Annotated in this window: 11 protein-coding genes and 3 pseudogenes; 2 read left to right on the top strand and 12 right to left on the bottom strand. The window is 65.4% G+C overall.

Annotated elements, in window-relative coordinates:
- Window positions 1-127: pseudogene (locus tag EEB19_RS21250) on the top strand (integrase core domain-containing protein); the annotation flags it as partial.
- Window positions 128-191: 64 nt separating this feature from the next.
- Here EEB19_RS21250 and EEB19_RS21255 read toward each other — a convergent pair.
- The 5 genes and pseudogenes from EEB19_RS21255 to EEB19_RS21275 form a co-directional block, all read right to left on the bottom strand.
- Window positions 192-512: pseudogene (locus EEB19_RS21255) on the bottom strand (ATP-binding protein); the annotation flags it as partial.
- Between the two features lie 41 nt (window positions 513-553).
- The gene (locus EEB19_RS21260) at window positions 554-1,492 is read right to left on the bottom strand and encodes an IS3 family transposase (protein ID WP_187589355.1); all 939 of its coding nucleotides are present in this window, start codon (window positions 1,490-1,492) and stop codon (window positions 554-556) included.
- A 62-nt stretch (window positions 1,493-1,554) separates the two neighbouring features.
- A pseudogene (locus tag EEB19_RS21265) lies at window positions 1,555-2,824 on the bottom strand (IS110 family transposase).
- 277 nt (window positions 2,825-3,101) lie between these two features.
- Window positions 3,102-3,419, bottom strand: coding sequence for a transposase (locus EEB19_RS21270; protein WP_187589356.1), 318 nt, complete (start codon window positions 3,417-3,419; stop codon window positions 3,102-3,104).
- Between the two features lie 23 nt (window positions 3,420-3,442).
- Entirely contained in the window at window positions 3,443-3,988 is a 546-nt protein-coding gene (locus tag EEB19_RS21275; RefSeq protein ID WP_005201356.1) for a cytochrome ubiquinol oxidase subunit I, read from the bottom strand.
- 351 nt (window positions 3,989-4,339) lie between these two features.
- On the opposite strand from EEB19_RS21275, the gene EEB19_RS21280 reads away from it, so the two are divergent.
- A complete protein-coding gene (locus EEB19_RS21280; protein ID WP_262365841.1) occupies window positions 4,340-4,702 on the top strand; it encodes a hypothetical protein in 363 nt (120 codons plus the stop codon).
- A 58-nt stretch (window positions 4,703-4,760) separates the two neighbouring features.
- Here the strand turns inward: EEB19_RS21280 and EEB19_RS21285 are convergent, their stop codons facing one another.
- From EEB19_RS21285 to EEB19_RS21315, 7 genes are all read right to left on the bottom strand, one after another.
- Window positions 4,761-6,473, bottom strand: coding sequence for an aldehyde dehydrogenase family protein (locus tag EEB19_RS21285; RefSeq protein WP_020169775.1), 1,713 nt, complete (start codon window positions 6,471-6,473; stop codon window positions 4,761-4,763).
- A 46-nt stretch (window positions 6,474-6,519) separates the two neighbouring features.
- On the bottom strand, window positions 6,520-7,179 hold the full coding sequence (locus EEB19_RS21290) for a hypothetical protein (RefSeq protein ID WP_005201351.1): 660 nt from the start codon (window positions 7,177-7,179) through the stop codon (window positions 6,520-6,522).
- A 64-nt stretch (window positions 7,180-7,243) separates the two neighbouring features.
- Window positions 7,244-7,822 (bottom strand): hypothetical protein, encoded by a 579-nt coding sequence (locus tag EEB19_RS21295; RefSeq protein ID WP_026919819.1) that lies wholly within the window; start codon window positions 7,820-7,822, stop codon window positions 7,244-7,246.
- On the bottom strand, window positions 7,798-9,216 hold the full coding sequence (locus EEB19_RS21300) for an MCE family protein (protein ID WP_005201346.1): 1,419 nt from the start codon (window positions 9,214-9,216) through the stop codon (window positions 7,798-7,800). Before EEB19_RS21300 ends, EEB19_RS21295 begins: the two co-directional genes overlap by 25 nt.
- The gene (locus EEB19_RS21305) at window positions 9,213-10,370 is read right to left on the bottom strand and encodes an MCE family protein (protein ID WP_006369841.1); all 1,158 of its coding nucleotides are present in this window, start codon (window positions 10,368-10,370) and stop codon (window positions 9,213-9,215) included. The genes EEB19_RS21300 and EEB19_RS21305 overlap by 4 nt, the downstream gene beginning before the upstream one ends.
- Entirely contained in the window at window positions 10,370-11,488 is a 1,119-nt protein-coding gene (locus tag EEB19_RS21310; protein ID WP_020169772.1) for an MCE family protein, read from the bottom strand. The genes EEB19_RS21305 and EEB19_RS21310 overlap by 1 nt, the downstream gene beginning before the upstream one ends.
- Entirely contained in the window at window positions 11,485-12,474 is a 990-nt protein-coding gene (locus tag EEB19_RS21315; protein ID WP_005201341.1) for an MCE family protein, read from the bottom strand. The genes EEB19_RS21310 and EEB19_RS21315 overlap by 4 nt, the downstream gene beginning before the upstream one ends.
- Between the last annotated feature and the right edge of the window lie 24 nt (window positions 12,475-12,498).

A 12,498-nucleotide genomic window follows, 5' to 3' on the forward strand; every position in this document is an offset into this window, starting at 1 on the left:
GCGGTTGACCAAACGCCGGTCACCGACCACGACCGGCAAAATCGAACGATTCCATCGCACATTGCGCCGGGAGCTTCTCGACGAGACTGGCGCCTTCGACACCATCGAGACCGCGCAAACGGCTATCTGTCAACGGCGGCCGAAAACTGACCCCTTATCGACGGTTGAAATTTGACCCCCTTTTGGTGTGGTTACTGGTCGGCGTTGACGAGTTGTCGTCGGGTCTTGGTGCGGTAGGAGTCGCCGTCGATGGTGATGACCTCGGCGTGGTGGACGAGGCGGTCGATGAGTGCGGCGGCAACGACATCGTCGGCGAAGACTTCGCCCCAGCGGCCGAATGGCATGTTCGAGGTGATCAGGATCGAGCCTTGTTCGTAGCGGCTGGCGATGAGTTGGAAGAACAGGTTGGCGGTATCGGAGTCGAACGGCAGGTAGCCGATCTCGTCGATGATGATCAGCCGGTAGCGGCGGAGCCGTTTGAGTTCGGAGACCAGGCGGCCGGTGGTGTGTGCCTCGGTCAGGTGTGGTTCCCCCGGAATCGTGGAGGACTCCTCTATGCGGCTTCGGGCTCGGTGACTGCGGTGTTCTCGTAGTCGACCGGACTCATCATCCCGATCGCGCTGTGGCGACGCTGGTGATTGTAGAAGCCGTAGCACCACTCCAACACGACCGCCTGCGCCTCCATGATAGTATGGAACTCGTTGCGTGACAACACTTCCCACTCCAAAGAAGAGAAGAATGCCTCCGCTGCGGCGTTGTCGAAACACGATCCGACCCGGCCCATCGACTGCCGGATACCCATCTTCTGGCACAGCCTGGTGAACCGTTTCGCGGTGTACGTCGACCCACGATCGGTGTGGAAAATCAGCTTCTGCGCATCGTCATCACGCCATATCGCCTGCATACCGCCCCGCGTGGCGACCCCCATCTCGATCGCCGCACACGCCAACGCTGCATCCGGGTGACGACTGGTGGCCGCCCCCAGCAGGCGGCGACTGTAGAGGTCGATGACCGTGGCCAGATACAGCTTGCCCGCCGCGGTCGGGATCTCGGTGATGTCGCCGACCCACCGCTGATCGGGGCACTGTGCGGTGAAATCGCGACCCAACAAATCGGGGAACTTCGGGGCGGTCTTGTCCTGACGGGTCAGCCCGTTGCGCCGGCGGATCCGCCGCGCGACCAGGCCCTGACGACACATCGAATCAGCGACAGTCTTCTCGGTCACCGTCCACCCGTCAGCACGCAGATCCGCATGCAGGCGCGGTGACCCGTGCAGGCCGCGGGCCTTGTCGAACGCCACCGCCACGGCCCGGTCGATGGTGTCCCGGCGATAGTCGCGGGTGGTGTGCAAACCCGTTGCCGCACCCGGCGATTGGGTCCGCTTATGCCATTTGTAGAACCACGCCTCGCTGCCCCCGAGCAGCCGGCAGGACACCGCGTGTGGCACCCGATAGTTGGTCCTCTGGTCGGCGATAAAGCGTGCCACGCTCACTTCGTCGCCTCCTTCACCCACAGGACCACTGATCGCTTGAGACCTCCGATGTCGCGATCGTGTCAAGCAGCAACTGCGCCGGCGGGTTCGGTGGCTGCGTGCGGGAAGGCCTTGATCGGGTCGTAGAGTTGGCCGGAGGCCAGACAGTGATGCAGCTGGCCGAGCATCCGATTGAACAAGTGCCGCAGCGCGGCCGGGTGGCCGTCGCCGCGCTCACGGCGGCGTAGGTAGTGATCACGTGTCGGTGACGGTCTCGCGGCGGCGGTGAACGCCCAGGAGTAGCCAATGCCGGCGAGCCGGTTGTTCTTCGTCCGTCGGCGGACCACCGTGCGAGACTTGCCCGATGCTCGGGTGACCGGCGCGGAGCCGGCAAATGCCTGCAACGCGCGGTCGTCGACGAAACGATCTCGGTCGTCGCCGATCTCGGCGAGCACGATGGCTCCCGAGATATCAGCCAGCCCTGGAAAGCTGGTGATGATCTCGTAGTCCGGGTGCTGCTCGAACGCCTCGCGAAGAGCGGCGGCGAGCTGGTCGACCGAGTCGCAGACCGCGTTGAGCACCCCGAGCATCGCCAGCGTCTCGATGCGCATCGCCTGCTCCACCACGGGTTCTTGCCGTAGCTGCGGGACGCGCAGCGCGACGAGGACACTCTCGGCCACGCTGGCGATCCGCCGCTGCCGACCGCCGCGGCGCAGCGCCGTCTCGATCCGCGCTCGCGACAGCTTCTCTGCCTCGGCCGGGCTGGGCGCGATAGCCAGCACCGCACGCGCATCGGCGCTGGCCAGCCGGGTAGTTGACAGTCCGCGCCCAGAGCCCGATCCGGCAGAAAACGCGGCCAGAAAACCAGGGTGATACTCACACAGCCGAGCGCGCAATTCCTGTACCAGCTTTGGTGCGCCGCCACACCGCGTCCTGATAGGCGCGGGCCAGCACAGTGATCGAACGCGCCAAAGCGGTGTCTTCGGGCAGCATCCGATGCAAATGTGCGTCAGTGCGCAGAATATTTGCCAACGCCATCGCATCCACGTGATCACTCTTCTTGCCCGAGACCGACGTCCGTTCCCGATAACGCGCCACCGCCAGCGGATTGATCGGATAGATCGGCCGGCCGGTCGCGCGCAGCACCGCGACCAGCAACCCGCGTGGAGTCTCGATCGCGATCGGGATCGGCTCGTGCACCGTGTCGCCGGCCGCGGCCAACATCGCGGTCAACTCAGCAACGCCATCGATGCTCTCGTCAATGCGCCGCTTGCCGACCAGTGCGCCTTCGTCATCGATCAGGGCGATGTCGTGATGCCCTTCGGCCCAGTCGATCCCGCAGTAGATCGCCATCCAGTCTCCTTACGCAGTAGTGGAATCCGTTACTCCGGTCCGAGGACCGGTGACACCGCGCGGCGACCTAATAGCAAGGCTCGAGGGCCTGACCTCCGATAGAGCCGTTCGCGATCCCAGCAACCAGCGGGGATGTCAATGATCTCAGCAAGAGCTCGCGGCTCAGCACATCAAGGACCTCACCCCGCGGGCGGGCTCGAACCACGACCGACCCTCGCCTACCGCGGTGCCAGAGCCGGACCCGACACGCCGGGCTGCGTCGGTCTCAAGCAAAACCTCAACGGGCTACGACATCACCAGACGTCGTTCCTCGACCTGACCGGACCCGTGCTCTGACACGTCCTATTAGGACATCACGCTCCATGCGCAGCTCAGCGACCTCGTCACGCAACCGTTTGAGCTCAGCAGCGTCATCAACGGTCAGCTCGCCGCGGCCCTCCCGCTCGGCGCGCGCCCGGTTGACCCAGTTACCCAAGGTGCCCTCGTTGACCCCCAGGTCTCGAGCGACCTGGGCGATCGGCTTACCTGTCTCCTCGACGATCCGGACCGCCCCATCACGAAACTCCCGGTCGTACTTCTTCCGCTTCTCTGGCATCGTGCTCCTCATTATCGATGCCTCTACGGTTCGGGGGGAACCTCATTGACCGAGACCACGCAGAACGTCCCGACGACCCCGGCGATGCCCATCGGAATCAGCATCAGCAGATGGCGTCGAGGCGGCATGCGGTCCCAGCCGTAGAGGTAGATCCCGAGGAAGATCGCCTCGACGAAGAACGACAGCCCTTCGAACGCGAATGGCAATCCCAGCACGTCACCGAACCGGCCCATCAAACCGGGCCACAGCAGACCCATCTCGAAGCTGAGGATCGTGCCCGAGACCGCGCCGATCGCGAACAGCACTGCCGACACCTTGGCCCACCGTCGGGCCAGTCCCATTGCGACAGGGCCGTCGCGCACGATGCCGCGACGGCGCATCACGAAGATCATCGTCGGGAACGCCACCCCGAAACACGCAAGGACGATGTGCCAGCCCAGGGACACCGCCATCTGCTGCCGGGCCGGCATCAGACCCGGAGGTTGCTGACCCTCCGCCACAACCAGCAATGCCTCGGCCAGGTACACGGTCGTCACCGTCGAGCAGGGCCGGTTGTTCCAGCCCGACACGTCGTCATCTGTACCGAAGGTAATCGCACGCAGATGAGGTTCCCGCCGGGGGTGGCCGGTAAACGCCACTGCCCCGCCGCCGGCTCGAGCTCGTGTCCGCAACGACGAGGGTGGGTCCGAGTTGCTCGACGACGATGAACAGCGCGTCGGGGACGGTCCGGCGGGTCAAGTCAGCGGCGGGATACGGTGTACCGGAAACCCGATTTCCGGGTGAAAAACTTTGTTTCGTACTCTTTTCCCCGTGAATCCCGCTGCTGCCGATGCGTTCGTGACCGAAACCACTTCGAGTGTTTGCGTGTGGTGCTCGTCCACCGACGAAATCGCGGAGTTCCGCGGCGAGAGGCGCGGACGGTGCTCAACCAGACGCGCACGCAGACTCCCCCGCGTGCTGCTTCCCGGCGGCGAAGCGTCGAACCGCGACGACGACTGCCCACGAAGGCAGGCGGGAAGGCGGTGGCCACCAAGCCGCAGAATGTCAGGTCCGGCGTCGCCGGGCCGGCGAACGTCTCACGACCCGACCGCGCCGAGCTCATGAGCCGGGCGCAGAGCCTCCTGGCGCAGCTCACCGAGATCGAGGAACGTCTGCAGGTCGCGCAGAAGGATGGCGGCTTGAGTGGCAAGGCCAAGGTGTCCGACCTGACCGCGAAGCGCGACTCCGTGTTGCGCACGCTCGCCGCGTTGGAGAAGGCCAAGCGGGCGCTCGAGCCGGCCTGAGGTGGACGCACCACACCCCGTACGCTTCGTGACGGGGCACCTCGCTGCGCGCGGTGCGTCAGCCGCGTAAGGCGGACGCAAAGAGCGACGGCAGCCGGGTGGCCTTCGGATCTGCCGCGAATGCAACCATCTTTCGGCCTACATGGTGCGCATGCGTGTTCCTGACGAACCACGCCGGCTTCGGCGTGATCGACAGCTGGCCGGTGATCAGAGATCGGCTCAGCGGGCGGAACGGGCCGGTCACGACCGTGCGCTCTGTGTCGTCCACCAGTGATGCGTTGTGTACCAATCCGATTCCGCTCTCGACATCGACGAGGGTCGCACCGGGAAAGCCGCCCCATGGTGCTGCTGCGGTGAGATAACCGACCCCCGTCCACGCGTTGATCGCAATCGTGCCGTAGCGGAGCGATTCCACGAACCACTCGAACTCTCGACCGAGCTTGCGGCGGTATCTCGGGTGCACCAAGACGTTGGCGCCGAGAGTGCCCTCGAGCCGCTCATTGACGAAGCGGCTCGCTGCCCGGAGGTAGGCAATCCCGTCTCCGGGGATCTCCACGACGGCCAGCACGGGCGAGAAGTACTCCACGGTGAAGGCCTCGGCCACCTGGTCCGGTGAGAGCCCCTCGATCAGCAGCCGGCCGTTCTCGCGTGCGTTGGCCGTGGCGTGCCGGTCGGCTGCCGCGGCGACCCGTTGGTCGCTTCCGGGGTAATAGGCTGGCCGCGCGGGAGCCTTGTCGATCTGGTCGCGGAGTTCCCGGAGGAACTCCCCTTTCTTGGACCACTCGGACGGGATCACGGCAACCTGGGCGGCGATGCAGTTGTAGCCGCCGTTGTGCAGACGCTGGGTGGCCAGGTGCTCCGCCTGGAAACGGATGTCCTTGGCCGACCACCCGGTGGGGACGACGACGGTGGGTGATACGCCGCCGAGTTCACTGGTGATGGTCTTGCCGAGCTTCGGTACGCCGGCCCGGCGACGGGCCTCGCCTTCCGGGCCGGTGCCGAAGACGATGGCGTCGTGACTTGCCGAGCTTCCGGTGATGTGGACATGCGCCACATTCGGGTGATCGACGAGATACGAGCCGACCTCGACACCGCCCCTGACGACCTCCACGAAGCCGCGCTCGGACAGGGGTCGCAGGACGGCGTTGATCGCGTCGAACATCTCGCCCAAGACGGGGTTCAGTTTGAGGATCACGACGCGATTGTGCGCGATCAGCTCGTACAGGGTGTCCAGCACGGCGATCGAGGTGATGTTGCCGGCGCCGAGGACGACTGACATGCCGTGCGTCGTCGCGGGGTCGAGTTGCGCCAATCCCGCCGCCGACCGCGCCTGGGTGACACTCACCCCCGGCTTCAGCCAGACCTTGGCCGAGACGCCCGACAGCAGTAGCCGATCCCAGATCTGATGGGGAAAGACGTCGAGCGCAACACGACCGCCGGGAGCGACGGAAGTCGGTACGTGGGCGATGGGACTGTCGCCGCTGCTCAGGTCGCGCAGAGAACGGGCCAGCGTGGCAGCGTTCGTGATGACCGGGTACGGCCCCGACAGCCATTCTTCGCCTGCGAGCGGCGATGAGGGCGAGATCCGCTTCGCACGGCACGCGGCCTCAACCCAATCCGATGCCTGCTCGGCCGCCTGGTGCGCCACCTGTTGCAGAAGGTCGGCGCGCCGGGTCAGCGGGAGGTCTGCCCACCGGCGCTCGCCTGCGCTGAGTCGTAGCAGCGCACTGTCGAGCTCCGCGACTGTGGTGAAATCGGTGGTGAGAGTCATGAGTTGTTCTCCATGGTGTGGTGTGGATGGCTCAGGGTTTCCGCGGCTACACCGGTGTGAATTCGGAGATCTTCCAGCGATCGCCGTCCTTGGCCATCTGGACGCGAATGCGGCTGCCGTCGAGTCGCGGCCCCTCAGCGTCCTTCTTGGACGTCGTCTGGTTGACGAAGAGCAGGACGGTTGCGTGATCGGCGTCCGACGCGACGAGTGCGGCGTCGACCACCTCGGCGTTCGTGACGATCTGCTCCTTCTTGGCAGCAGGTTGAATAACTGATTCGCCCAGTTGGGTGTATTCGTCGAGGAACCTGCCGGTCAGCATGGTCTCGGCAGCTTCGGGCAGCGCGGTGTCGACTGTTCGGTAGTCATAACTGAGCAGTTTGGGGATGTCGGTACGTGCCGATGCAAGCGCGGACTGCCCCGCCGATGCCTCCGTCGTCGCCGCGCTCGTCGCGAACCACACGTAGCCGAGTCCACCGGCGCCGGCGATCACGAGTGCCGCCAGCACCCTGACCAACCCGTTACGCGCCTTTGTCGAAAGTCTGGCGGGCCAGCTCACAACGACGGGGCCGAGTCGTTTGACATGACCGCCGCGCACCTTGTCCTGCTTCTCGGCGCCGTCGGTAGGCGCCGCGTCGGTGTCGACGTCGCGATCCACCTCCGCCTCGGCGAACTCGGATGAGATATCTTGCTCCACAACCTTGTTCATGGCTTCCTCCTCGGTTCTGCCGCCTTCGCGTCGGTCGACGCCTCTTGGTCCGCGCTCCCCGCGTTCATGACACGAACTCCACGTTGCTGACCTTCCACGCATGGTCGGCGGCCGTCAGATCCACCTTCATCCGATAGACGCGTTGCTGCCCGTCGGGTGCCTCGGTGTTCTTGACGATCGAGCTGACCGCGGCCAGGACCCGCGCGGCGTCGTCGTCGGCGGTGATGATCCCCGCCTCCTTGACCGATCCAGTCGAGAGGACCTCGCCGGAGGAAAGGACCTGCTCGAACGACGTCGCCAGCTGTTCAAACTGCTGCTGAAAGGATCCGGTGGCGACGGACTTGATCCGATCCAGGTCGGCCTTCGACCGGCGGTAGTCGAGGCTGACGAGTCCGGCGACCACCTCGCGGGTGACGTCGAGTACCTCAGAGTTCCGCTTCTCGTCCTGCTTGGCCTGATAGAGATCGGTGCCCTTCACGCCGAGCAGCGCGAGCACCGCCACGAGGGCCGCCACCAGCGCCCACACGGTGACCACGGACCGGAGTGGAGCAGTGCCCGCCCCTTCGCCGGCGCTCTCCGGGCCGACCGCGTCGTCGTCGACTTCCGGACCGGTGGCCTCTACTTGATCAGTAACGACTGCCATGTCGCCTTTCCTTTCGCCGAAGCTGAGTTGGTGGGTGTTCCCACGAAGTACGTCACCCCGTCGGGCCCTCGGAACCTTCCGGTGGTCTCCGAATACGGCACCGGCTTCGACGCTGTACGTAAGCGCTTCGGCACCCTCTTCGCCCCTGGGTCACCGCCGGCGTCGCCCATAGAGTGCGGACGCGACAACATCTCCGGCCACGTGGACGGAAGTCCCCCGGGGCAATCGGCCACTAAGGGAGTCCTCACGCGGGGGTCGGTCGCGCACGGGACGTTCCGGGCGCCACGCGCCACCTTCGGGTTGTCGGGGCGCGCGTCGCAGTACTGGTCCGGAACCACCGGCACAGTCCGCATGTCCGATGCGTCACGACGTCGGCTGCCGCCATATCCCTCGGTGCACGGGGGCGGGTTCAGCGTGTTTCCGAGCTTGATGTCGAGTGGAGCCTGCGGACTCTGGCCGAGCGCGTAGCCGTCGACCGAGTTCAGGGTTCCCGACGTGAACGCCGGATAGACGGTCAGGATGTGCCGGAGGTTGGGGACGTTGACGCGCAGCACCTGTCCCACGGACTGGAGGTCGGCGAGCAGCGTCGGCAGCGTAGGCGTCAGCTCGGTCAGGGTGGCCGACACCTGGTCGGCTGCCGACGGGGTCTGGGTCAGCAGAGTCCGCAAGTGTTCATCGCTCAGCGCGAGCTGATCGGTGAACGACGCGAGGTTCGCCACCGCAGAGGTCAGGTCGGCGGCCACCCGGTTGCCAGTGGTCAACAGCGGTTCGGCGTCGTCGATCAGCCGGGTGGTGGGGCCGATATCGATCTGCGCCAACTCGAGCAGCCGCTGTGATGCGTCGATCAACCGAGCCAGGCGATCACCGGTCTGTCCTAGCCCGTCGGACACCTCGTCGACGGTCGTCTCCAGATTCTGGGGCGAGATCGTCGCAACGAGGTTCATGGTCCTCTCCAGGACGTCTTTGGTGGGCGTGGGCGCCTCATTGCCCTTGGCCGACAACACGTCTCCGTCCGTCAGCGCGGGCCCGCCGTTGTCGCGGGGAATCAGATCCACGTATTGTTCCCCGACCGCAGACTGACTCCTGATGTGCGCCGCACTGTTTCGCGGGATCGTGTTGTCCGAATCGATGCGCAGGGTGATGCGAACCGGCGCCGACAAGTCGGCCAGATCGACGTCTACCGAATCCACCCGTCCCACGGTTACACCTCGATAGGTCACCAGTCCGGTCTCGTAAATGCCGCCGGCGGTGTCGAACTCGGCGACCACGCGATACGATCCGATGCCGGTGACCCGACCGATGCCGACGTAGGTGACAGTCCCGTAGACTACGCTGACCACGGTGAGGACAGCGAATACGACGAGCTGCCATCGCACCAGTCTGGTGAGTTTCATCGGGGGCCCCCCATCCCGGCGGGCTGCGGTGAGGTCTTTTTCGATGGGCTGTGATCCGTTGTGGGGGTGCGCAGTCCGAATGGAGCGCGGAGTGGGTCCGCGGCTTGCCGCGAGGTCGCCATCCTGGCCAGGGCCACCTTGGGAATACTGCCGAGCACCTTGTCGCGTATGGCGCCCACCGACAGGTCGAGGGTCAGGAAGAGGTTCTGGTAGTCACCCTTCATTCCCTTGTCGATGACGGTCACCGGGAACGGAACGGTGAGCCCGACGATGAGCGAGCCGACCAGGTCGTCGCCGGACTCCTCGAGCCCCTTCAGTGCGGGACGGAGTTCCGCGGCAATGGAGTTCAGATCGGCGTTGCTGCGTGCGATCACGCTGCCCACCTTTGCGCCGAACACTCCTACGCGATCGAGCATCGTGACCAGCTCCTCGCGTTGGTCCGCCAGCACGGTCAGGGCGGGTTCCAGGTTGTCGATGCCCTCCGCCACGGTCGAACTCTGATCGGCCAGCGTGGCGCTGAGCTTGCCGAGCGAATCGATGGCGCGGCCGATGTCATCACGTTGCTTGTGTAGTCCGGAGACGAAGGTCTTGAGTTGAGATATCGCTCGGTTGGCAGCGGCTGTGCGGCCATCGGTGGCGTCGTTGAGCTCGGTCATGATCGACCGGAGCTGTTCGAGGCCACTGCCGTTGAGGATCAGCGACAAGGCCGCCAGCACCGACTCGGTCGACGGATAGGCTGCGGAGCTGTTGACATCGAGTGTGTCGCCGGGCAACAGCTTGCCCGGCGTCTGCTCCGCGGGAGGAATGAACTCCAGGTACTGCGCGCCCAGCACCGAGGTCTGTGCCAGCTTCACGGTCGAACCGTTCGGGATCTCCACTCCCTCGGAGAGCTCCACGTCCACTTCGGCGAACGACTCGCGCACTGTGATGGACCGGATCTGCCCGACATTCGCGTTGTCGAGCTTGACCAGGGAGTTCGACACCAGGTTCTGCACGTCGGCTAACTGGACGGTGATGCTGTAGCTGTCACCGGAGACGGCGTCGCCTGGCAGTGACAACGAGTTGGCGCCGTCGAACCGACAGCCCGCCACCGTCGACATCGCGACGGCCGCCGCGATCAGTCCCGCGCCGACGTGAAAGCGCTTGTGTCCCATCAGCGTCCTCCCTCCTCGGGGCGACCGGTCGAGCGTGCCATCTCGGACGTGATGACCCGGGTCAGGGTGGTCTCGGCCTTCTGGCATTCCGACTTGGGAGCGTCCACGGTTGTCAGCAGTGCACAGATGAGCGACACCGGATCCGGGAAGTCGGCCACCGCGAGACCGGCCGTCAGTGAGTTCGAGTCCGGGTCGTAGATGTTGTAGAGGTTCGACAGCGCGGTCGGCGCCGTGTGCAGGATCTGAGCCAGATCGTCCTGCCTGTCGACGAGCAGTCGGGACACCCTGGTGAGGTCCTTGACGTCACGGCTTAGCGCACCCTGGTTCTGCTTCAAGTAGTCGCGCAGGCGTGGGGCCATCGAGTTGAGGGCACGGATCGCGGCATCGAGTTGCGTCCGATTGTCGTCGAGCACGGCCGACGCGTCGTCGAGTTGCGAGGCGAAACCGACGATCTGCTGGTCGGCGGTGCGCAGCGCGGTGACGACCTGCTGGAGATTGCGGACTGTGCTGAACAGGTCGGGGCCGGCCGCGGAGAGCGTCCTCATCGCGTCGGAGAGCGCATCGACCGACTTCCGGAGTGAGCCGCCGCTGGTGTCGAGCGCACCGGCCGAGGTGTCGATGAGTCGGCTGAGCGCCCCCTTCTCATCGCCGGTGGAAGGTCCGAGTTGGTGCGCGAGGTCGGTCACCTGCTTCTTGATCTCGTCGTACCCGACCGGGACCGCGGTCCGGCCGACCTCCACCACGGCATCGTCTTTCAGCGCACCAGCCGGCGATCGCTTGACCGGGTTGACGAACTGAACATACCGACCGGAGACGAGGGTCGGCGCCACGATCGCCGCCCGTGCCTCGGAGTCCACGTACGCCGAGTCGTCGTACGAGACCTCGACGCGAACCTTCGCCGGTGTGGCCTCCACTGCTTCGACAGTGCCGATGGTGACGCCGCGCATCTTGACCGGATCGCCGACGAACAGCCCGGTGCCGTCCGTGAACCAGATTGTGGCCCGTGAGGTGTGCGTGCTCTCCCATACCTTCGCCGCGGTCACGGCCACCATGGCGACGATGACGAGGGCGATGACCGCGGGCCCGCCGAGTCGGTTGACGGCTGATGACGTGCTCATCGCCCGCCTCCCGGACTGCCCGGCTGCTGGCCGCGGAGATTGGCCGGCGTGATGTTCTGGAGCAGTACTGAGAAGAACGGTCCGCTGCCCAGGACGTCGGCGAATTGCATGACGAATGTGCGCATCCCCTTGATCGACTTTTCGAGGTTGGCGTAGTTGGCGTTGAGCGTGGCCGTCACCTGACGGACCTCCTCGAGCATCTGTGGGGTGGACGATCCGGTGTCATGGACGAACGTCTCTATCTCGGTGGATACTGCGCGCAGGCTGGTGAGCAGCCTGCGGATCACCTCGGCCCGATCGACGAGGGTCTCGAACAGCACCGACCCGTCGTCGATGAGCCTGGTGATGTTGCCCTTTCGCTCGGCCAGCACGTCGGAAACCGAATCGGCCTTCTGCAGAAGCGTCCGGATTCCGGCATCGCGCGACGACACCGTCCGTGCCGCAGCGGCGACGTTCTCCAGGGAGCCGCCGATGTCGGACGGGAGATCGTTCATGACCTTGTCGAGGCTCTCGACCGCGTCGACGACGCTCTTCTTGTCGGTGTCTCCGACGGTCTCGGTGAGCTGGTCGAGTGACTCGGTGAGGTCGAAGCCGGAACTTGTCCGCGACACCGGGATTCGGTCGCCGAGCTCGCCGGGGCCGGCGGTCGTGAGTTGGACGAAGCGACGCCCGAGCGCGGTCTCGACCTTGATCGAGGCCGTGGTCTCGGAACCGAGCTTCTCCCAGCCGTCGGTGAGCCGCATCGTCACGTCGACGTGGTCCTCGGCGAGCTCGATCGACTGCACACTCCCCGCGGCCACGCCGGCGATGTGCACTTCGTCGTCGGGATTCAGGCCACTGGCGTCGGAGAACTCGGCGACCACGACGGTCACGCCGGGCAGGAACGGAATCGAGCGGTAGTTGAACGCGAGCGCGAGAACCGCGAGTATCGCCCCGATTCCGATGAGACCGGCCCGGATTCGACGGCGGGAGTCGTCAGATCTCATGATGTTTTGACCTCATCTGGTTGT

This window comes from Gordonia sp. OPL2 (assembly GCF_003797825.1).
Classification (GTDB): domain Bacteria; phylum Actinomycetota; class Actinomycetes; order Mycobacteriales; family Mycobacteriaceae; genus Gordonia.